The following is a 21,246-nucleotide window of genomic DNA, read 5'->3' as shown; positions in this document are numbered from 1 at the left end:
GCATAGTCGCCGAATGACTAAATGGAAAGTATTTCCCCTGGGTCATATCGTCAAACCGTGACTCCGGGCGCGTCATCAACCGGACATATTCAGACCTTACACTGCCGTGCCTCTGCAAAAAACGTGATCTTTTGCTAAGAATTCATGCAGGTGTAGTGCTTGCTGTTGTAGTTTTCATAATGACACTCTAGGGAGTTTTTGAATGCAATCCGCTTTTAACCAACAACCGAAGCTGCGCCTGAGCGCCATCGCGCTGGCATGCCTGGCATGCATCGGCGTCGCGCAAGCCCAGACCGCAACGTCTGACGAAGGCCAGGTCCGCTCGGAAGTTGTTATCACCGGCAAGAAACTGGGTATGGGCCTGATGGTGTTCGAAGACGCACCGAAAGCGCGCTCGACCGTCACCGCAGCGGAACTGGAAAAGCAGCGTCCGACCGGCAACGCCTATGAGGCACTGGAACTGCTGCCGGCAGTGAACAGCTACAACCACGATGCAACCGGCCTGTTCGGCGGCGGCCTGACCCTGCGCGGCTTCAACAGCGACCAGATCGGCGCCACCATCAACGGCGTGCCGGTGAACGACTCGGGCTCGTTCTCGGTGTACCCGCAAGAGTACGTTGACCAGGAAAACACCTGCTCGCAGTTCGTGACCCAGGGTTCGACCGACGTCGACTCGCCGCAAGTCGGCGCGACCGGCGGTAACTTCGGCATCAACACCTGCAACCCGGAAGACAAGCAGCGCGTCCGCTTCATGCAGACCGCCGGCCAGCTGAACATGTGGAAGACCTTCGTCCGCTACGACAGCGGCAAGTTCTCGGACAACCGCTCGAAGTTCTTCATCTCGGCATCGCGCGCGAAGACCGACAAGTGGAAAGGCAAGGGCATCGCCAAGCGTGACCACATCGACGCCGGCTTCAACTACGAGTGGAACCGCTTCAACTACATCCGCGGCACCCTGCTGTGGAACGAAGCCGTCAACAACAACATCAACAACCTGACCAAGACCGAGCTGAACACCCGTGGTTACTACTACGACACCAGCGACTTCTTCGCCGGCCACCTGACCCCGGTGCGCGGCACCGCCCAGGTCGAAGCAACCCAGAGCCCGCTGTACCACGGCCTGTACATCAACCCGTTCAAGAACGCGATCGCATCGGCGACCGCCAAGTTCCGCCTGGCCGAAAACCTCGACCTGAAAGTGCTGCCGTACTTCTGGTATGGCTTCGGTAACGGCGGCCTGCAGCAGAACGTCGTGCGCGAAACCGGCAGCTTCCTGAATACCACGACGGGCCGCCTCGGCGCATCGGTCGACCTGAACGGCGACGGCGATACGCTCGACACCATCATCATGGCCAGCGCATCGCACACCGACACCAAGCGTCCGGGCATTACCTCGTCGCTGAACTATACCTGGAACAACCACAACATCCTGGGTGGTTTCTGGTACGAGCGCGCCAACCACCGCCAGACCCAACCGATGGTTCCGGTGACCGCCGACGGCCGTCCGGTCGATCCTTACCTGCAGATCTTCCAGATCGCCCGTCCGGACGGTTCGAAGTACATGGGCCGCGACTGGAAAACCATCTCGACCGCGTACCAGTTCTTCATCCAGGACACCATCTCGCTGATGGATGACCGCGCGACGATCAACCTGGGTCTGCGTACCCCGAACATCGAGCGTGACTTCACGAACTTCGCGAACGAACGCAACACGACTACCTACAACATCGTCAAGAAGTACCGCGACGTGCTGCCGCAGCTGGGCGCCAAGTTCCGTATCGACAACGACAACCAGCTGTTCGCCTCGGTCGCCAAGAACATGAAGGCGCCGCCGAACTTCGTGTTCAACAACGTCGGCAGCAACGTCGTCCTGACCAATGGCGTGGCCAGCGTGCGTGGCGACGTCCAGGAAGAGACTTCGTGGAACACCGATATCGGCTTCCGTCACCAGAGCAACGCCCTGATCGCGACCGCGACCGTGTTCTTCGTGGACTTCAAGAACCGCCAGGCGACCGCGTTCGACCCGATCACCAACACCAGCACCTACACCAATGCCGGCAACGTGAAGAACCACGGTTTCGAGCTCGAGCTGGGTAACACCCCGATCAACGGCTGGGCAGCCTACGGTTCGTTCGGCTACACCCGCAGCAAGATCGAAGACGACCTGCGCGTGAGCGCCACCGGTACCCTGCCGACCGCCGGCAAGGAAATGCCGCTGACGCCGAAGCTGAAGGCCGGCCTGTCGCTGGAATACACCCAGGGCACGTTCTACGCCCGCGTGAAGGCCAAGGCAACCAGCAAGCAGGCTGGCACCCTGGTGAACGACGAATGGGCACCGGGCTACACCACCTACGGCTTCGACGCTGGCTACACCTTCGCGAACCACGGCATCTTCAAGCGCCCGAAGCTGCAGTTCAACATCAGCAACATCACCAACAAGCAGTACATCAACCCGTCGTCGCAGAGCATCACCAACACGACCCCGTTCCCGGGCGTGACCAGTGTCGGCACCCTGCGTTACTACCTGGGCGCGCCGCGCTTCGCGTCGGTCACCCTGTCGGTCGACATCTAATCGACGCTATCATGTCAGCCGCTCCCGGGCGGCTGGCTGCAGCGTGCAGTACCAAAGCAGGCCCGCAAGGGCCTGTTTTCACATTCGAACCCAGTATTGACACAATATGATGACCGCGACCCCCACCGTCCGACTCCTTCCCCTGCTGCTTGCCATTGCGCTCGCGGGATGCGCTACCCAGACCGCGCGTGAACCGGTCCAGATTAATCTGGTTGCCATGAACGACTTCCATGGCAACCTTGAACCAAGCCGCTACATCCCGGCCAATGCGGACGGCAGCAAGGCCCAGGCGATCCGCGCCGGCGGCGCCGAGGCCGTGGCGGCCGCGCTGCAGGCCTGGCGCAAGGAAGACAAGGACCTGCTGTTCGTCTCGGCGGGCGACCTGGTCGGCGCCAGCCCGGCCATGTCTTCGCTGTGGGCCGACGAGCCGACCATCGAGGCCATGAACATGCTGGACCTGCGCGCGAGCGCGGTCGGCAACCACGAATTCGACGCCGGCCGCAAGGAACTGCTGCGCCAGCAGAACGGCGGCTGCGATTCGCCGCGCCCGAGCAAGGCCTGCCAGATGGCCAAGGATTATCGCGGCGCGAAATTTACTTTCCTGGCCGCCAACGTGATCGACAGCGCGACCGGCAAGCCCTTCATTCCTGGCTTCCGCATCGAAGAGCTCAAGGGCATCAAGGTCGGCCTGGTCGGCGCGGTGCTGCAAGATACCCGCTCGGTCGTGATGGTCTCGGGCATCGCCGGCCTGACATTCGGCGACGAAGCCGAGGCGATCAACCGCGCCATCCCCGAGATGCGGCGCCAGGGCGCGGACGTGATCGTGGCGCTGGTGCACGAAGGCGGCACCACCAAGGATCACCCGACCCAGCCCGGCTGCAGCAAGCTGACCGGCCCGATCGTCGGCATCGTCAAGAAGCTCGACCCCAGCATCCGCCTCGTCATCAGCGGCCATAGCCACCAGAGCTACCTGTGCCAGGTCGACGGCCGCACCGTGACCCAGGCTTCGTCCTATGGCCATATGCTGACCCGTATCGGCATGAAGGTGCAGAAGGGCGCCGGCGCCGTCGGCGAGATCCAGGTCGAGAACGTCCTGATGAAGGAGGGCGACTACCCGGCCGACGAGAAGATGGCGGCCTTCATCGCGAAGGTGAAGGACAGCAGCCGCGCCGCCCTGAACCGTCCGGTGGCGCGCCTGGCCACCGCGCCGGTGCTGCGCAAGCAGAACGAGGCCGGCGAAGCGCCGCTCGGCAACCTGATCGCCGACGCCATTCTGTCGGCCACCCGCAACGTCGGCGCCCGGATCGGCTTCATGAACGAAGGCGGCATCCGCAAGGACCTGGAAGCGGGCCCGGACAACGTGGCCGCCTTCGGCCAGACCCAGGCCGTGCTCCCGTTCGGGAACACCCTGGTGGTGATGGACCTGAGCGGCGCCCAGATCCGTGCGCTGCTCGAACGGCAGTGGAAGGAAGGTTCGTCCAGCGCCTCGATGCTGCAGGTATCGCAGGGCTTCAGCTACACCTGGGACGAGAAGCGCCCGGTCGGCAGGCGCGTCACCGGCATCACCCTGGACGGCCAGCCGCTGGAAGACGGCAAGACCTACCGCATCGTCGCGAATAACTTCCTGGCCGAGGGCGGCGACAACTTCCCGGAATTCGGCAAGGGCACGAACCGTCTCGAGACCGGCCTGCTGGACCTGGACGCCTTCACCGACTACCTGCGCAACAAGGAAGGGCAGGGCGCCTCGCTGGCCCCTGCCGCGCCGCGCATCGTCAAGACCCGATAATTGAAAATAGAGTCAACCATGAAAAAACTGGCATGTGTACTCGCGCTCACGGGCGCCTTCGCGTCGTTCGACGCCGCGGCCTGGGGCCGCGACGGCCACCGCGCCGTGGGCGCCATCGCCGACAAGCTGCTCAAGGGCAGCATGGCGCAGAAGCAGATCCAGGCCCTGCTGCTGCCGGGCGAGTCGCTCGAGTCGATCGCCAACTGGGCCGACTGCGTCAAGGGCAGCTACTGCGGCCCGCAGACCCCGGAAATGATCGACTACGTCAACGGCAACCCGAAGCACAGCGAGTACCACTACACCGACGTCCCCTTCCAGCTCGAGAAGTACCATGACCACGGCGTCGGCACCTCGGAAGTGGACATCGTCCAGATCCTGAAGCAGTGCATCGCCGTCCTGCAGGGCAAGACCGACCCGGTGCTGAATCCGCACAAGTTCAGCAAGCGCCAGGCGCTGATCCTGCTGGCCCACTTCGCCGGCGACATCCACCAGCCGCTGCACGTGGGTGCGGCCTTCGTGAGCAAGGACGGCAAGTTCGTGGTGCCGAGGACGCACGCCGAGGTGGACGAAGCCGCGATCTTCGACTCGCGCGGCGGCAACAACCTGCTGCTGGACGACGCCAGGATCACCGCGCTGGCCGATGGCCTGATCGGCCCGGGCCAGCCGGCACCGGCGCGCGAAGGCGTACCGAAGGCCCTGACCAAGCCCTTCCACTCCTACTGGGACAGCACCACGGTGGACTATGCCTTCCGCCGCATCCAGACCAGGACGCCGGAGCAGTTCGCCGACGCCGCGATCGCCGGCAAGCCGCAGGTCGCCACGGCCAAGGGCGATCCGATGACCTGGCCCTACCAGTGGGCCGACGACGCATTGGTGGTGTCGAAGCTGGCCTACCAGGGCGTGGTGCCGGGCAAGCTCACGCCGCAGATCAGCAAGAAAGGGGAGACCTACTACACCTTCGCGCTGGAAGTGCCGCAGAACTACCCGGTGCCGAGCTCGGCGATCGCCAAGACCCAGCTGATCAAGGGCGGCTATAACCTGGCGGCACTGCTGCAGGCGATCTTCCCGGAAAAGGGATAAGCCTGGCTTGCGCGTTCCCTCCCGCGTCTTGGATAGAATCGGTTGACTACCGATTCTCCCCAGCCAACCATGCCCGGTCTCCGCGCCAATCCGGTTCCCGCCATCCTTGCCCGGCTTCGCCTTCCGCGTATCCGGCAGCTGCTCATGGCCGCGCTGTTGTGGGGGCTGAGCGGCCTGGCAGCGGCAGCGGAACAGACGGCGGCCATCCTCGATGACCTCGACCGGCACGGGTATCCATCGCCTCTGCTGGCCATCCAGCGCCTCCAGTCCGCGACCGACCGCCCCGGCCCCGATGCAGCGGTCGAGCGCCAGCAGCGCTACCATGCCACCCTGGGACAGCTCGCCGTGCACGGCGCGCACAAGCGCGAACTCGCCGCCGCGCTGGGGCAGCTGAAACGCCTGGCGGACAGCGGGCGCTGCGTCCCGTGCGGCGCGCAGCTGCTGGTCCTGCGGGCGGGGCAGGCCAACGTGAACAACGACCGTGCCGCCATCAAGCCCCTGCTGGCGCAGCTGGCCGCGCTGCGGCCGGCGAGCGACCTGCGCTTCGAGGCCGAGCGCCTCGGCATGCTGGCGCGCGGACGCGCCTTGCTCGACGAAGATGAACTTGCACTGGGCCTCGGTGTGCAGGCGGTCGAGACGGCGGGACGCGCCGGCCTGCCGGCGACCGAGGCACGCCTGATGAGCGCACTCGCGCGCGTGCACCTGGCGCGCGGCGACATGGCGAACGCCCTGCGGGTCATGCAGGATGCCTATGCGCTCGCCGAGCGCATCGGTTTTCGCTACGTGATGGCGCAGGTCCGCATCAACCAGAACTATGCCTACGGCACCCTCAAGCAGGAAGAAAAAGAGTACCAGGCCCTGCTCGACATGCTGCGCATCACGAACGGCACCCCGGGCACCGAGGCGCTCGAGCAGATCGCGCAGTCCAACCTCTCGGCCTACCACATCCACCGCGGTGAACACGCGCTGGCGATCCGCCATGCGCTTGCCGCGGAAGGCCTGGCGCGCCGCCTGGGCAACGAGATCGGGGTGGCTTTTGCGATCAGCAACCGCGGCAGCGCCCTGGCCCGCGGCGGCCGTGTCGATGAGGGCATGGCCTTGATGAAGCTTGGCCTGGACAAGGCGGAGCAGGTGGGCGGGCGCCGGGACGTGCTCGATCTGCTGTCGGAACAGGTGGACGTGCTCGAAGGCGCCGGCCGCCATCGCGAAGCCCTCGCGGCGCTGCGGCGCGTGGTGGCCTTGTCAGGCGACATCACCACTGCCGAGCGCGAGAAGGCCGTGCTCGAGCTGCAGGAAAGATTCTCGACCGAGCGCAAGACCCGCGAGATCGAACGCCTGTCGCTCCTGCATGCGCGGGCCGAGGCCGAGGTGGCGGCGCGCGCCTGGAAGCAGGGCCTGTGGGCCGCGGTCGCGGTGGCCCTGCTGCTGGCGGCGGCCTTGCTGCTGCAGTGGCTGCGCGTGGCGCGCCGCCGCAACCGGGCGCTCGCGGTCGACAATGCAGCACTGGCCTCGCAGTCCATCCACGATCCGCTCACGGGCGTGTTCAACCGGCGCCACCTGGAGCAGCTGATGGCCCAGCAGGAGGCGGTGATCCTGGGCGGCCGTTCGCGCAAGCGCAACTACCAGGCTGCGGTCGGCCTCATCCTGCTGGACGTCGACCACTTCAAGCGCATCAACGACAGCTATGGGCACGCCGCCGGTGACGAGGTCCTGAAAGCCGTGGCCGCCCGTCTCAGCGCCCTGGTGCGCGGGCAGGATGCGGTGGTGCGCTGGGGTGGCGAGGAATTCGTGCTGGTATTGCCGGGCACGACGGCCGACGGCCTGCCGGTGATCGCGGCCAAGGCCCTGGACGCGCTGGGCAGCACGAAGGTCGTGCACGAGGGCCGCGAGATTGCCATGCGCGCCTCCGCCGGCGCCATCGCCTGGCCGGCCTGGCCCGGCCAGGCATGGACGGATGCGCTGCACGTGGCCGATCTGGCGCTGTACATGTCGAAGACCGGTGGCCGCAACCGCGCGACCTGCTTCATGGGGCTGCGCGAACGCGCTGACCCCGCTGCTGCGCAGGGCAATCTCGCAGGCGCCGCCGCGGCAGGGGACGTCGTCCTGCAGGTGGTGCAGGGACCGGTGTAATGCCTTCTTCGGCTAGAATGCCGCACACCATCCGACACCTCCAGAACCCATGAACTCCGTCCTCAAGGCCGCCTGCTGCGCCTGCCTCCTGTCCTCCTCCCCAGCCTTCGCCCAGGCCGACCCCGAACGCAATCTCCCCCTCTGGGAAATCGGCGTCGGCGGGGCGGCCCTGTCCACGCCGGCCTATCCGGGCGCCGATGAACGCGTGTCGCGCGTGCTGGTGTTCCCGAACGTGGTCTATCGCGGCAAGGTCTTGCGCGCCGACCGCTCGGGCATCGCGGCGCGCCTGTTCAGCTCCGACCGCGCCGAACTGGACGTCGGCTTCGCCGGCGCCCTGCCGTCCGACTCGGACGAGGTCGACGAACGCGACGGCATGCCCGACCTCGGCCCGCTGGTGGAATTCGGCCCGCGCCTCAAATTGCGGCTGGCGGACCTGGGCAGCAATCGCAGGCTGCGCCTCGAACTGCCGCTGCGCGCCGTGATCGAAGCACGCGGCGGGTTGCACGCGCGCGGCACCACCTTCGAGCCGCGCCTGGCCTATGAAATGGCCGGCGAGCGCAGGCGCTGGACCCTGGAGGCCAATGTGTCGGCGGTGCTGGGCGACCGCAAGATCAACCGCCACTTCTACGAAGTCGCGCCGCAGTATGCGACGGCGACCCGGCCGGCCTACGCGGCCGATTCCGGCCTGCTCCTGACGCGCCTCGGCCTGTTCGGCTCGCGCTACGTCAACGAGGATGTGCGCCTGTTCGGCTACCTGCGGGTCGAAAGCTACAAGGGATCGGCGAACCGTGAGAGTCCGCTGCATGTGAAGGACAGCGGCGTATCGGGCGGGTTGGGGGTGATGTGGACCTTCAAGCGCTCGGCGGCGCGGGCCCGCGGGACGGATACGGTCGACCCGAGCCTTTGATGTAAAAGCAAAAAGCCGTGCGGGGCCGCACGGCTGCGTGTACACCGGGCGGCGCAAGGCCGGCCCGGATGACGATCGGATTACTTGGAAGCGTCCTTCGCGTCCTTGCGCGCGGACTTCTTGTCTTGCTTGGCCTGCTTGGCATCGGCCTTGTCGGCCTTGTCTGCTGCGGATGCCGGCGTCGCCGGGGTTGCCGGCGATGCTGCGGTTGCCGCGGTGGTGCCGGTGCCGCCGCTTGCCGAGGTATCGGTGGCTGCTGCGGTGTCGGTAGCCGGGACCGCCGGAGTGGCGGCGGTGGCAGCGGCAGCCGGAGTGGCCGGCGTTGCCGGGGTGGTCTGGGCGTAGGCCGAGGCAGCGGACAGAGCGACGATCAGGGTAGCAATGCTTTTCTTCATTGGGTGATTCCTTTCCGGTTCGGGTTCTGGCGTACGTAATCGTGTCACCTGAGCATCTAACGGGGCGCGGATGAGGTCTGTTGACGGGGCTTACAAAGCCTTACGGTAGTCACATTTGCTAACAAACTGTGCAACACCCCATGGCTTGAGGCAAAAAAATGGCCTGCGGAAAGCAGGCCATTTGTGCGGCGTGGATCAGCGCGATTTGACGAAGGGCTTGCCCAGTGCCTTGGGCGCCACCGACTTGGCCATCAGGCCGGCCAGCACCACCACGGTCAGGACATACGGGATCATCTGGATCAGCGCACCCGGGATGCGGCCCACCACCGGCAAGTCCACGCCTTCGATCTGTACCTGCAGCGCGCCGAAGAAGCCGAACATCAGGCAGCCCAGCACCGTATGCAGCGGACGCCAGTTACCGAACACCATCGCGGTCAGCGCCAGGTAACCGGCGCCGGCCGACATGTCGCGCAGGAAGAAGCCGCTCTGGACGATCGACAGGTAGGCGCCCGAGAAGGAACACAGCACGCCGGCGATCAGCATCGCGGTGTAGCGGGTGCGCTGCACCGGGACGCCGGCCGCGTCGGCCGCGTGCGGGTTTTCGCCGCAGGCGCGCAGGCGCAGGCCGAAGCGGCTGTGGTACAGCACCCAGTGCACCACCGGCAGCAGCAGGAAGGCGAGATAGACCAGCACGGTATGGCCGCCGATCACGCTGCCGTACAGCCAGCCGATGAAGGGGATGTCGGCCAGCGCCGCGGTGCCCGGCAGGACGATATCGCCCAGGCGCGCTTCGCCCAGGTCCGGCGTGCGGCCGCCCTGCTGGAAGAAGTACTGGGCCACCACGAAGGTCAGGCCGCTCATGGCGATGTTGATCGCCATGCCCGCGACCAGCTGGTTGCCCTTCTGGGTGATCGACACGAAGGCCTGCACCATGGCGAGGGCGCTTGAGGCCAGGATGCCGGCGGCGATGCCCAGCCACGGGTCCTGGTAAGCGAAGGCGACGCCGGCCGATACGAAGGCCGAGGCGAGGATCTTGCCCTCGAGGCCCAGGTCGATCACGCCGCTGCGTTCGGCGAACAGGCCGGCCATGGCTGCGAAAATCAGGACCGGCGCATTGCGGATCATCGTCACGACGATACCGGCTAACTGGAAGTCTTCCATGGCTCTTTAACCTTTACGAGCGTTGATCAGTTTGAGGACGGCCGGCGCGTACAGGTTCTCCATCGCGCCGCAGAACAGGATGATCAGTCCCTGGATGAAAATGAAGGTCTCCTGCGGGATGTTCGGCTTCTCCAGCGAGAGGTCGAAGCCACCCTGGATCAGGGCGCCGAACAGCACCGACGACAGGAAGATGCCCACCGGGTTCTGGCGGCCCATCAGGGCGATCGCGATGCCGATGAAACCGGCGCCGGCAGGGAAGTTCAGGCTCAGGTAGTGGGTCGAGCCGAGGATCGAATTGACCGCGGCCAGGCCGGCCAGGGCGCCCGAGATCAGCATCGCGACGATGATCATGCGGCTGATGCGCACGCCGGCGTAGTGGGCCGCGTGCTGGTTCAGGCCCGTGGCCTGCAGCTTGTAGCCCCAGGCCGAGCGTCCCATGCTCACCCCATAGATCACCAGCGCGGCGATCGCCAGGAAGAAGCCGATGTTCAGCGGGGTGTCGCCCAGCACCGGGAACCACTCGCCCAGGCGCGGCATCCATGCCGCTTCGCTGAATACGCGGCTGGCCGGATTCTGGTCGCCCTCGGGGATCAGCTTCAGGATCAGGAAGTTCATCAGGCTGGCGGCGATGAAGTTGAACATGATGGTCGTGACCACCACGTGGCTGCCGCGCCTGGCCTGCAGGTAGCCCGGCAGGAAGGCCCAGCCGGCGCCGAACACGGCGCTGGCCACCATTGCCAGCGGAATCAGGAGCCAGGGCGAGAGCGAGGCATCGAAGGCCAGCATGGCCAGGGTCAGGCCCAGGCCGCCCAGGTACATCTGGCCTTCGGCGCCGATGTTGAACAGGCCGGCCTTCATCGCCACCGAGACCGCCAGGCCGGTGAAGATGAAGGTGGAGGCGTAGAACAGGGTGTAGCTCAGGCCTTCCGGATTGATGACGGCGCTGTTGACCAGGATCTGCAGCGATTCGACCGGGCTTTCGCCCAGCAGGTGGATGACCAGCGCCGCCACCAGCAGCGCCGACAGCAGGTTCAGGACCGGCAGGACAAAGCCGGATGCCCAGCGTGGAAGTTCAGTCGTTTTCATTGGAGCTTAGTGCTTGTGCATCCCGCCCATCAGCAGGCCGATGCGGGTAGTGTCGAATTCGTCGACGTTCAGTTCGCCCGTGATGCGGCCGCTAGATACGACCACGATACGGTCGGCCAGTGCGCGCACTTCTTCGAGTTCGGTCGAGACCAGCAGGATCGCCACGCCTTCGTCGCGCAGGCGCAGCAGCTGGGTGTGGATGCTTTCGATGGTGCCGATATCGACGCCGCGGGTCGGCTGGCCGACCAGCATCAGCTTCGGGCTGGCCGACACCTCGCGTGCGATCACGACCTTCTGCTGGTTGCCGCCCGAGAGCAGGCCGATGCGCAGGTCCGGGTTCTTCGGACGCACGTCGAAGGCTTCCAGCAGGTGGGCGCAGCGCTTGGCGATGGCCTCGAAGTCGAACAGGCCCAGCTTGTTCTTGACCCGGTCCTGGTAGCCGAACACGGTGTTCTGCATGACCGAGAAATCCTTGATCACGCCATCGCGCAGGCGGTCTTCCGGCACGTGGCCGATGCCGAGTTCGCGGAATTCGGCGGGCAGGCCGTCGGCGTTCGAGCGGCGCGCGTAGGGCAGCTCCTTGCCGAGGAATGCGAGCTTGCCGGAGGTCGGCAGGCGCATGCCCGACAGGATCTCCATCAGTTCGCTCTGGCCGTTGCCCGACACGCCGGCAATCGCGACGATCTCGCCGGCGCGCACCGTGAGGTCGATGTCGCTGAGGAGTTTTACCTTGTTCTTGTCCTCGAGCTGCAGCTTCGATATCTGCAGCACCGGCGCGCCCGGCTTGAAGGGCTTGCGCGGCAGGTTGCCTTCGATCGGGCGGCCGACCATCATGTTGGCCAGCTGTTCCTTCGACGTGTCGCGGGTGGCGACGGCGCCGGCCACCCGGCCCGCGCGCATCACCGTCACCTGGTCGGTGATCTCCATGATCTCGCCCAGCTTGTGGGTGATCAGGATGATGGTCTTGCCCTGTTCCTTGAACAGCCGCAGGATCTCGAACAGCGATGCGGTTTCCTGGGCGGTGAGGACGGCGGTCGGCTCGTCCAGGATCAGGATCTCGGCGCTGCGGTAGATCTGCTTGAGGATCTCGACGCGCTGCTGGGCGCCCACCGACAGGTCGTGGATGGTGGCGAGCGGGTCGACGTCGAGGCGGTAGCGGGCGCAGATCTCGCGCAGCCTGGCTTCGGTTTCCTTGCGCTTGGCAGCCAGCTTGAATCCGCCCTCGGTACCGAGCATGACGTTGTCGAGCACGGTCATGTTCTCGACCAGCATGAAGTGCTGGTGGACCATGCCGATGCCCATGGCGATGGCTTCCTGCGAGGTGCGGATCTGGCGTTCCTGCCCGTCGATCAGGAGCTGTCCGCTGTCGGCGTTGTAGTAGCCGTACAGGATGCTCATGAGGGTGGACTTGCCCGCGCCATTCTCGCCGATCACGCCGTGGATCGAGCCTTTGGCGATCGAGAAGCTGACATCAGCGTTCGCCTGCACGGCCCCGAAGGCCTTGCTGATGTTGCGAAATTCTACGGCTGGCTGCATTGCGATCAGTAGTAAGTAAGTGTTCTTCATTCAAAAGCGCGCCGGGCCGGGTTCACCGGCGCGGCGCGCTTTTTCATGGGGATGGGGGAATCAGACCGGGCAGCTGCCTGCGGCGCGGTAGTCGATGACCTTGATCTTGCCGTTGATGATGTCGGTGCGCACGGCGTTGACGCGCTTTTCCATCTCCGGCGAGACCAGCTTGCGGTTGTCCTTGTCCAGGACCCAGTCCACGCCGCCTTCCTTCAGGCCCTTGTGGGTGACGCCGGCCTTCCAGCTGCCGTTCTTCATCGCCATGAAGGAATCGTAGACGGCGATGTCCACGCGCTTGACCATCGAGGTCAGCATGTTGCCCGGGTGGAGATAGTTCTGGTTCGAGTCGACGCCGATCGCCAGCTTGCCCTTGGTCTTGGCCATCTGCAGCGCGCCCATGCCGCTGCCGCCGGCCACCGCGAACACCACGTCGGCGCCGCGGTCGAACTGCGCGCGTGCCAGCTCGCCGCCCTTGGCCGGGTCGTTCCAGGCCGCGGCGGTGGTGCCGACCATGTTCTGCATGATCTCGATCTTCGGAGCCTGGGCCTTGGCGCCTTGCGCGTAGCCGCAGGCGAAGGCGCGGATCAGCGGGATATCCATGCCGCCGACGAAGCCCAGCTTCTTCGACTTGGAGGCCATGGCGGCGGCCACGCCGACCAGGTAGGAGCCTTCTTCTTCCTTGAACATCACCGAATTGATGTTGTTACCCTGCGCGATGCTGTCGATCAGCACGAAGCGCACGTTCGGGAATTCCTTGGCGACCTTCTGGACTGCCTGGGTCTGCGAGAAACCGATCGCGGCGATCAGGTCGACCTTCTTGCGCGCGAGGCCGCGCATCACCTGCTCGGCCTGGGTATCGCTGTTGGCCTGCACTTCGAGGACCTTGATGCCGGTCTCTTTCGAGAAGCGCTGCAGGCCTTCGAAGGCCGACTGGTTGAAGGATTTGTCGAACTTGCCGCCCGCATCGTAGACCATGCCGAACTTCGGTGCGGCCGGTGCTGCTGCAGCGGCGCTGCCGGCGACGCACAGCGCCGCAATGGTCATGGTGAGTTGCTTGAGTTTCATGAATGAGGCTCCTGGAATTTCGATATTGTACCCGGCACAAGAGGTCGCTTGGAACGGGCTGCGCAAGCTGCATCGCCAAGGGCGCAGGGGGCCGGACCATGCGAAGCGCATTGTGTCAGCCGCACGGCGTCCGTGGGGTTACCATTTGTATCGCGGTGAAGTTTCTCTCGACAGCGCTCGATGCGGGGGCCTGCGACATGTAGCTCATCTACAACATCAGCAAGCAAACCGCGACAAGCCTGGAGGCGAAAAATCCGCCGCAATGCCGCGCAATGAGGAAAATCCGGATATACGCAGCTCAGCCTGTCAAATATGCATCAAGCGGCATAGTGATGACAAATACGATTTTACTTGGCAATTTATTCCAAGGAAATATAACTGTTGATAATTTTCAGCAATTATTTTGCTATGGCGCTCATCGTGTCGTCAGCCGGCAGCGCCAGCGGGGCCTCCTCGGCCGGCTTGGGACCGACTTCCTTGCCGACTTCGGCCTGCAGCACCGGCGTGTCGGCGGCGGGGAGTTGGGGCGTGGCGACTGGCTTCTTGAACTGGCGCGTCAGGAAGCTGGCGATCAGGGCCTGGGTCGCTTCCATGTAGGGGATGGTCATGTGATCCGAGCCGGGCACGGTGTCGTCGCCCACCAGCGTGGCCAGCTTTTCCACCAGCTGGTCGGTGTGGGAATGCGGCACCACGTCGTCCTGGGCGGCGCGCAGCACATAGGTCGGCGCCTTGAGCGAGGGCGCGTACTTGATCGACTCGAAGCGGTGCTGCAGCATGTACTCGATCGGGATCACCCGGAAGCGGCGCTTGGCGATGGCCAGGATCGAGTCGTAGGGCGTGATCAGGACCACCGAGTGCACCGGACGTTCCTTCGCCACCTGCACCGCGACGCCCGAGCCCAGGCTGCGGCCGACCAGCGCGATGCGCGCCGCATCGACCTGGCCGAGGGCGGCGAGCCAGTCGAACAGGGTGCAGCCGTCTTCGATCATGTGGATTTCGGCCGGCACGCCGTGGGACTGGCCGTAGCCGCGGTAGTTCATGGCCAGCACGGTCATGCCGGGGAACAGCTTGCCGGCGTCGCGCGCGACCCAGGACACTTCCTCGGAGCGGCCGCCGAAGTACATCACCGCGGGACGCGGGCCGGGCACGAGCGGGGTGAGCAGCCAGCCGGACAGGCGGGTGCCGTCCTTGGCGCGCAGGACGACCGGGCGGGTGCGGTGCCCGGTGCTGCGCGGGCTTTCGCATTCGGGGGTGATGCAGGGATTGAACACCAGGCGGCGCTGGTTGGCCGCCAGGGCGGCGCTCAGGGTCAGCCATAAAAAACTGGCAAATCCCGTGATCCCCGCCGCCATTTTCTTTGATGTGTCCATGTTTCCAGTCTACTCTCGCCGCGCGGATTTGTTCTGTGCGGCACTTCGCTAAGTAGAACGCGATATGGATGAGTAGCGGAACAGTTGGCTTATTACAACATCAGGCGGCCCCGCAGCTTCACTGCGGAGCGTGCAGCGTGGACGGACCCGCGGCGACGTACTGTTCGACGTCGGGCGCGTTGTGGTCGATGCGGACATCGGCCTGGTCGGCATGGACGCCGGCTTCGGCATGCTCGCCGGAGCCCGACATGTGCCTGCTCAGGTATTCCGACGCCAGCACGCCGGCCGCCGACAGCGCCGTCAGCGCCAGCGAACCGCCGCGCGCATGGCTGCCCTGGCGGCGCAGCACCAGGTTGGCGGCGCCGACGAGGAGGGCGGCGCCGGTGAGGGCGGCATGCAGCTGGCCTTCGCGCCTGGCCTCGCCCTGCGGCTTGTCGGCCACGTAGTCGGCCACGCCGGCGGCGCTGGCCGCCAGTCCGCCGACGATGCCGGCGCCCATGCTCAGGTAGGAAGCCTTGGCGTAGTCATCGTCGCCGGTGGCGCTGTGCATGGCGTCGAGGATGAAACCGAAGGGAATCAGGACGGCCGGCGCCGCGCCCAGGATCGAATGCAGAGGTTGGCCGGCGATGGTGATCTTGTTCATGGCATGCTCCTGGCGTTGGTTGCTGTCGGGATCAGTGTGGCATAGGGCGGGGGAGGGGAACGCACGCTTGGGATGCCGATCCAGTAAGATCGCTCATTCCGGCCCGCGTGCCGCCACCCATCGGAGAAACCGTGCACTACCTGCTCATGTATGACCTCGCCCCCGACTACCTCGAACGCCGCGGCGAATTCCGCGACGCGCACCTGAAGCTGGCCTGGGAAGCGCAGGCACGCGGCGAGCTGGTGATCGCCGGCGCGCTGGCCGACCCGGCCGACCACGCGGTCCTGATGTTCAGCTGCGACACGCCGGAACCGGTGCAGATGTTCGCCGCCCAGGACCCGTATGTCACCCACGGCCTGGTGCGGGCCTTCCACGTGCGCCGGTGGAACACCGTGGTCGGGGACGCGGCCTTCACCCCGGTCCGCCCCGGCTGATTTATCGCTGGCAAATTTGTACTGAACAGGTAACATTGCCCGGCTTTCAAACTGAGCCGGAGAGTTCATGCAATCTGCCGTCAACCTGTGGCCGCTGCTCGGCGTCGCGGTCATCGTCGCCGGGTTCCTGCTGCGCGCCCATCCCGTGCTGGTGGTGGTGGCCGCCTGCGGCGTTACCGGCTTCGCCGCGGCCATGCCGCTCGAGGCCATCCTCGCCGCGCTCGGCGCGGCCTTCGTCAAGACCCGCAACCTGCCCCTGATCCTGCTGCTGCCGCTGGCCGCGATCGGCCTGCTCGAACGCGCCGGCCTGCGCGAGCGCGCCCAGGCCGCGATCGCGAAGGTCCGCTCGGCCACCGCCGGGCGCCTGCTGATCGTCTACCTGTTCGCACGCGAGACCTCGGCGGCGGCCGGCCTGACCAGCCTGGGCGGCCAGGCCTCGATGGTGCGGCCGCTGGTGGCGCCGATGGCGGAAGCCGCGGCCGAAACCCAGTACGGCAATCTGCCCGACCACCTGCGCTACCGCATCCGCGCGATGTCCGCCGCCACCGACAACGTCGGCCTGTTCTTCGGCGAAGACATCTTCGTGGCCTTCGGCGCCATCGTCCTGATGCAGACCATCCTGAACGCCGAGGGCATCGCGGTCGATCCGCTGCACATGGCGCTGTGGGGCATCCCGACCGCCATCACGGCCTTCATCATCCATGCCTGGAACCTGCGCCGCCTCGACGCGCAGATACGCCGCGAGATGCGCACAGCATGATCACGCTCGAATTTTTCTACCTGCTGGTCGGCGTGCTGTTCGTGGCGGTCGCCGTGATGAACCTGCGCGACCGCAGCAATCCGCGCCGTTTCACGACCGCGCTGTTCTGGGGCCTGTACGCGCTGCTCTACCTGGCGGGCGAACGCCTGCCGCCGAGCTTCGTCGGCGCCCTGATGATCCTGATGGCGCTGGTGGCTGGCTTCAAGGGTGTGACCGCGGGCAAGCCGGCCGTGCTGCCGGAGGAGGAGCGGCGCGCCTCCAGCCGGCGCCTCGGCAACCGCCTGTTCATTCCGGCGCTGCTGCTGCCGCTGGTGACCATGCTGGGCGCCACCCTGTTCAAGGACCTGCAGGTCGGCGGCCTGCCGCTGCTCGACCCCACACACCTGACCCTGGTCAGCCTCGGCGTCGCCGCCCTGGTGGCGCTGGGCGCGGCCTGCTGGCTCACGCGCGCGACGCCGCTGCAGGGCGTGCGCGAGGCGCGCCGCCTGGTCGATGCGATGAGCTGGGCCGTCGTGCTGCCGCACATGCTGGCAGTGCTCGGCCTGCTGTTCACCGAGGCGGGCGTGGGCAAGGCGGTGGCGCACGTGACGACCTCCTACATCGACATGGATGCGCGCTTCGTCGCGGTGGCGGTGTTCTGCATCGGCATGGCCCTGTTCACGGTCGTGATGGGCAATGGCTTCGCCGCCTTCCCGGTGATGGCGGGCGGCGTCGGCATTCCGGTGCTGGTCGGGGTGTACGGCGCCAACCCGGCCGTGATGGCTGCGATCGGCATGTTCAGCGCCTATTGCGGTACATTGATGACACCGATGGCGGCCAACTTCAATATCGTGCCGGCGGCGCTGCTCGACCTGCCCGACAAGAATGCCGTGATCCGGGCGCAGATCCCGACGGCGCTGCCGCTGCTGGTGGCGAACATCTTTTTGCTGTATTTCCTGATGAACCAATGATCAAGACTGTGCTGCTCACCGGTTTCGAGCCCTTCAACAAGGCGACCGTTAATCCCGCCTGGGAAGCCGTGCGCGCGCTGGAGGGCTGGTGCGGCCCGAACTTCCGGGTCGAGGTGCGCCAGCTGCCCTGTGTGTTCGACGAGGCCAACGACGCCTTGGCTGCGATGGTGGACGAGCTGTATCCGGACGTCGTCATCGCCGTCGGCCAGGCCGGCGGACGCGCCGAGATCTCGGTGGAGCGGGTCGCGATCAATGTCGACGATGCGTCGATCCTGGACAACGCCGGCCGGCAGCCGGTCGACCGGCCCATTCGTGAAGACGGACCGGCGGCCTATTTCAGCACGCTGCCGATCAAGGCGATGGTGGCGGCGATGCGCGACAAGGGATTGAAGGCGGGGGTGTCGCAGACCGCGGGCACCTTCGTGTGCAACCACGTGTTCTACGGGCTGATGCACCACACGGCGGGCAAGCCGGTGAAGGCGGGCTTCATCCACGTGCCCTTCCTGCCGGAGCAGGCCGAGGCATGGCCGGACAATCCGCCGTCCATGCCGCTCGAGGACATCGTCGCGGGGATCAGGATCGCGGTCGAGACGGCGCTGACCGTGGAACGCGACGTGGCGCAGCCCGGCGGGGCGACTCACTGAGCCGCCCGCCGAGCTGCGCCACGACGCTTACTTCAGCAAATTAACGCTTTTCCTGCAGCTTCTCGCCAGCGCGCTCCAGGGCGGCGCCGGTCTTGTCGCCCACCTTGTCCGAAGCAGCCTTGACTTCGGCAGCGGCTTCCTTCGACTCCTGTTTCACTTCGGCGCCGGCTTCGCGCACGTTCTGGCCGGCCTTGTCGGCAGCCTGCTCGATGTTCTCGCCGGCGCGGTCGGCAGCGGCGTCCACGCGTGCGGCTGCGTTTTCGGTGGCGTTCTCGACGCGCTGTGCGGCTTCCTTGGTTTCTTGCGCCGCATTGGCGGCGGTCGCGTCGACGGCGGCGCCGGCTTCCTGTGCCGGGCCCATGTTCGGGTTGTCGTCGGCCTTCTTGCAACCGGTAGCGGTCATAGCGACGGCGAGCATCAGGGCGGTAATGGTGGCGGTGGTTTTCATGGTGTGCTCCTTGTAAAAGGGTTTAAGTTATTCATCTTTTGACAAGAGTTTGCACCAGTGCGCCGTCGAGAACGGTGCGCAAAGTAACGCAGAACAGAGAAAACTTGCCCGTTAAACAAAATTAATCGAAATGGGTGTTGCAATCGGTTTTGTCGAAGGGCGTTTGCCTTGGAGTGCGAGCTTGAGCGATGTTAGGATGAATCAATGGACCGACGAAACGACTACAAGACTGCACTGCTCATTGATGCCGCTATCCACGAAGCGGCCAGCGAAGGCCGCCCCCATGCCGCGACCGAACTGGCGAAGATGGGCGTCCCGCTCGGCACCACGATGCGGGTCCTGACCCGCCCGGCCGACCGGCGCCACCAGATCGCCTCGCTCAGCACGGTGGCGGTCGAGCTCAAGCGCCAGTAACAGCCTTCCTCAGGCCGCGCCCTCGGGGAACAGGATGTTCAGGAAGGCGCGCACCACCGGCGCATCGCCCTCCACCGGATAGCTGATGTAGAGATTCGCCGACGGCGGGTTGGTGCGGATCGGCAGGAAGCGCACGCCCGGCCAGCCGATCCGGCTGGTGGTCTGGGGCAGCAGCGCCACGCCCAGGCCGGCGCCCACCATGGCCAGCAGGGTCTGCGGTTCGGCCGCTTCCTGGAAGATGGTCGGCTGGAAGCCGGCGTTGACGCAGCACTGGATCAGGTAGCGCGGCTCGGCCGACTGGTCCAGGTGCAGGGTCAGCATCGGCTCGTCCGCGATGTCCATCAGTTCGATGGCATCGTTCTGGGCCAGAGGATGCTTCTCGTTGATCGCCACGCACACGTTCTCGCGCGAGCACAGGTCCTGGCGCAGCTTGGCCTGCTTCAGCACGTCCTGCTCGATGCGCGGCTCGCGCCAGAAACCCACGTCGATCTGCTTCGCGCGCAGCGCTTCCCACTGGTCGTTCGGTCCCAGTTCGTGGATGGTCCAGGTGACGCGCGGATACTGGCTCTGGAACTGTTCCAGCAGGGCGGGGATCGGACCCCACATGGCCGAGCCGACGATGCCGACGCGCAAACGGCCCACTTCACCGCGGTCGATCTGGCGGATGGTGTCGATCGTCATACGCATCTTGGCCAGCAGCTCGGCGGCCTCGCTCATCAAGGCCTTGCCCGCCACCGTCAGCTCGAAGCTGCGCGTGGTGCGGGTGAACAGGCGCACCCCGAGTTCGCTCTCGAGCTTCATGATCTGCTGGCTCAGCGGCGGCTGTGAGATGTGCAGGCGCTCGGCCGCGCGGCTGAAGCTCTTTTCTTCCGCCACCGCCAGGAAGTAGCGCAGCTGTTTCAGGTCGATCGACATGGTGCGCGGGTCAGCCGTTCAGGGCCACGGCCAGGCGCGCGCCGACCAGCGCGTTGTGCTTGACCAGCGCGATGTTGGTCGCCAGGCTGCGGCCCTGCGTGAGTTCCTTGATGCGCGCCAGCAGGAAGGGCGTCACCGCCTTGCCCTTTACGCCCTGCTGGTCCGCTTCGCCCAGCGCCTGGGCGATGATGGCATCGATTTCCTCGCCCGGCATGGCCGATTCCACCGGCACCGGATTGCCGACCACCACGCCGCCCGCCAGGCCGAGCTCCCACTTGGTGCGGATGAAGGCCGCCTGGGCTGAAGGCGTGTCGAGCTGGAAGTCGGCCTGGAAGCCGCTCTCGCGCGTGAAGAAGGCCGGGAAGCCCGGCTGGCCGACGCTGATCACCGGCACGCCATGCGTTTCGAGGTATTCGAGGGTCAGGCCGATGTCGAGGATCGACTTCACGCCGGCGCAGACCACGGCCACGCTGGTCCGGGCCAGTTCCTGCAGGTCGGCCGAGATGTCGAAGCTGGTCTCGGCGCCGCGGTGCACGCCGCCGATGCCGCCGGTGACGAAGACCTCGATGCCGGCCAGCCGGGCGCAGATCATGGTCGCGGCCACGGTGGTGGCGCCCAGGCGCTTTTGCGACAGCACGTAGGCCAGGTCGCGCCGGCTGACCTTCATCGCGCTAGGGGAGGAACCGAGCAGCTCGAGCTGGTCGTCGGACAGGCCGATACAGATCTTGCCGCCGATGATGGCGATGGTGGCCGGCACGGCGCCGGCGTCGCGGATGAGCTGTTCGACGTCACGCGCGGTCTGCACGTTCTGCGGGTAGGGCATGCCGTGCGAAATGATGGTCGATTCGAGCGCGACGACGGGTTTGCCGGCAGCGCGCGCGGCCGCCACTTCGGGCGAGAACAGGAGGAAGGATTGCATG

General features: G+C 65.9%; 20 protein-coding genes. 10 read left to right on the top strand and 10 right to left on the bottom strand.

The window, feature by feature from the left end; translation table 11 throughout:
• Nucleotides 1–202 precede the first annotated feature (202 nt).
• From AC56LK_RS06395 to AC56LK_RS06375, 5 genes are all read left to right on the top strand, one after another.
• Nucleotides 203–2,572 carry a TonB-dependent receptor gene (locus AC56LK_RS06395; RefSeq protein WP_497183728.1) on the top strand — a complete coding sequence of 790 codons (2,370 nt, stop codon included), beginning with the start codon at nucleotides 203–205 and terminating at the stop codon, nucleotides 2,570–2,572.
• Nucleotides 2,573–2,681: 109 nt separating this feature from the next.
• The gene (locus AC56LK_RS06390) at nucleotides 2,682–4,358 is read left to right on the top strand and encodes a bifunctional metallophosphatase/5'-nucleotidase (protein WP_497183727.1); all 1,677 of its coding nucleotides are present in this window, start codon (nucleotides 2,682–2,684) and stop codon (nucleotides 4,356–4,358) included.
• Nucleotides 4,359–4,376: 18 nt separating this feature from the next.
• Entirely contained in the window at nucleotides 4,377–5,438 is a 1,062-nt protein-coding gene (locus AC56LK_RS06385) for a S1/P1 nuclease (RefSeq protein ID WP_497183726.1), read from the top strand.
• Nucleotides 5,439–5,582: 144 nt separating this feature from the next.
• Nucleotides 5,583–7,568 carry a GGDEF domain-containing protein gene (locus tag AC56LK_RS06380; protein ID WP_497183725.1) on the top strand — a complete coding sequence of 662 codons (1,986 nt, stop codon included), beginning with the start codon at nucleotides 5,583–5,585 and terminating at the stop codon, nucleotides 7,566–7,568.
• A 49-nt stretch (nucleotides 7,569–7,617) separates the two neighbouring features.
• Nucleotides 7,618–8,475, top strand: a complete 858-nt coding sequence (locus AC56LK_RS06375) for a MipA/OmpV family protein (protein ID WP_497183724.1) — start codon at nucleotides 7,618–7,620, stop codon at nucleotides 8,473–8,475.
• Nucleotides 8,476–8,555: 80 nt separating this feature from the next.
• On the opposite strand, the gene AC56LK_RS06370 is transcribed toward AC56LK_RS06375, so the two are convergent.
• The 7 genes from AC56LK_RS06370 to AC56LK_RS06340 all read right to left on the bottom strand — a co-directional run bounded on the left by AC56LK_RS06370 (nucleotide 8,556) and on the right by AC56LK_RS06340 (nucleotide 15,761).
• Nucleotides 8,556–8,870, bottom strand: coding sequence for a hypothetical protein (locus AC56LK_RS06370; RefSeq protein ID WP_497183723.1), 315 nt, complete (start codon nucleotides 8,868–8,870; stop codon nucleotides 8,556–8,558).
• Between the two features lie 195 nt (nucleotides 8,871–9,065).
• Nucleotides 9,066–10,031 (bottom strand): ABC transporter permease, encoded by a 966-nt coding sequence (locus tag AC56LK_RS06365; protein ID WP_497183722.1) that lies wholly within the window; start codon nucleotides 10,029–10,031, stop codon nucleotides 9,066–9,068.
• 6 nt (nucleotides 10,032–10,037) lie between these two features.
• Nucleotides 10,038–11,117 (bottom strand): ABC transporter permease, encoded by a 1,080-nt coding sequence (locus AC56LK_RS06360; RefSeq protein WP_497183721.1) that lies wholly within the window; start codon nucleotides 11,115–11,117, stop codon nucleotides 10,038–10,040.
• A 6-nt stretch (nucleotides 11,118–11,123) separates the two neighbouring features.
• On the bottom strand, nucleotides 11,124–12,653 hold the full coding sequence (locus AC56LK_RS06355) for an ABC transporter ATP-binding protein (RefSeq protein ID WP_497183720.1): 1,530 nt from the start codon (nucleotides 12,651–12,653) through the stop codon (nucleotides 11,124–11,126).
• A gap of 90 nt (nucleotides 12,654–12,743) precedes the next feature.
• Complete coding sequence (locus tag AC56LK_RS06350) at nucleotides 12,744–13,748, bottom strand: BMP family lipoprotein (protein ID WP_497183719.1); 1,005 nt, start codon at nucleotides 13,746–13,748, stop codon at nucleotides 12,744–12,746.
• A gap of 398 nt (nucleotides 13,749–14,146) precedes the next feature.
• Nucleotides 14,147–15,118, bottom strand: a complete 972-nt coding sequence (locus AC56LK_RS06345) for an alpha/beta hydrolase (protein WP_497183718.1) — start codon at nucleotides 15,116–15,118, stop codon at nucleotides 14,147–14,149.
• A 118-nt stretch (nucleotides 15,119–15,236) separates the two neighbouring features.
• The gene (locus AC56LK_RS06340; protein ID WP_497183717.1) at nucleotides 15,237–15,761 is read right to left on the bottom strand and encodes a DUF2231 domain-containing protein; all 525 of its coding nucleotides are present in this window, start codon (nucleotides 15,759–15,761) and stop codon (nucleotides 15,237–15,239) included.
• A gap of 131 nt (nucleotides 15,762–15,892) precedes the next feature.
• Between AC56LK_RS06340 and AC56LK_RS06335 the strand changes: the two genes are divergently transcribed.
• The 4 genes from AC56LK_RS06335 (at nucleotide 15,893) to pcp (ending at nucleotide 18,549) form a co-directional block, all read left to right on the top strand.
• A complete protein-coding gene (locus AC56LK_RS06335; protein ID WP_497183716.1) occupies nucleotides 15,893–16,195 on the top strand; it encodes a YciI-like protein in 303 nt (100 codons plus the stop codon).
• A gap of 67 nt (nucleotides 16,196–16,262) precedes the next feature.
• Nucleotides 16,263–16,955, top strand: coding sequence for a DUF969 domain-containing protein (locus AC56LK_RS06330; protein WP_497183715.1), 693 nt, complete (start codon nucleotides 16,263–16,265; stop codon nucleotides 16,953–16,955).
• On the top strand, nucleotides 16,952–17,905 hold the full coding sequence (locus AC56LK_RS06325; protein ID WP_497183714.1) for a DUF979 domain-containing protein: 954 nt from the start codon (nucleotides 16,952–16,954) through the stop codon (nucleotides 17,903–17,905). The genes AC56LK_RS06330 and AC56LK_RS06325 overlap by 4 nt, the downstream gene beginning before the upstream one ends.
• Nucleotides 17,902–18,549: a pyroglutamyl-peptidase I gene (pcp, locus tag AC56LK_RS06320; protein ID WP_497183713.1), complete on the top strand. Its 648-nt coding sequence runs from the start codon at nucleotides 17,902–17,904 to the stop codon at nucleotides 18,547–18,549. Before AC56LK_RS06325 ends, pcp begins: the two co-directional genes overlap by 4 nt.
• A gap of 40 nt (nucleotides 18,550–18,589) precedes the next feature.
• On the opposite strand, the gene AC56LK_RS06315 is transcribed toward pcp, so the two are convergent.
• The gene (locus AC56LK_RS06315; RefSeq protein ID WP_497183712.1) at nucleotides 18,590–18,997 is read right to left on the bottom strand and encodes a hypothetical protein; all 408 of its coding nucleotides are present in this window, start codon (nucleotides 18,995–18,997) and stop codon (nucleotides 18,590–18,592) included.
• Between the two features lie 204 nt (nucleotides 18,998–19,201).
• Here AC56LK_RS06315 and AC56LK_RS06310 point away from each other — a divergent pair, with 204 nt between their 5' ends.
• Entirely contained in the window at nucleotides 19,202–19,411 is a 210-nt protein-coding gene (locus AC56LK_RS06310; RefSeq protein ID WP_497183711.1) for a hypothetical protein, read from the top strand.
• Between the two features lie 9 nt (nucleotides 19,412–19,420).
• Here the strand turns inward: AC56LK_RS06310 and AC56LK_RS06305 are convergent, their stop codons facing one another.
• On the bottom strand, nucleotides 19,421–20,326 hold the full coding sequence (locus AC56LK_RS06305) for a LysR family transcriptional regulator (protein ID WP_497183710.1): 906 nt from the start codon (nucleotides 20,324–20,326) through the stop codon (nucleotides 19,421–19,423).
• A gap of 10 nt (nucleotides 20,327–20,336) precedes the next feature.
• The gene (locus tag AC56LK_RS06300) at nucleotides 20,337–21,245 is read right to left on the bottom strand and encodes a pseudouridine-5'-phosphate glycosidase (protein ID WP_497183709.1); all 909 of its coding nucleotides are present in this window, start codon (nucleotides 21,243–21,245) and stop codon (nucleotides 20,337–20,339) included.
• Between the last annotated feature and the right edge of the window lies 1 nt (nucleotide 21,246).

The sequence above is a fragment of the Telluria sp. ZB4P36 genome (genome assembly GCF_059685865.1).
This window is presented reverse-complemented; position numbering and strand designations above follow the sequence as displayed.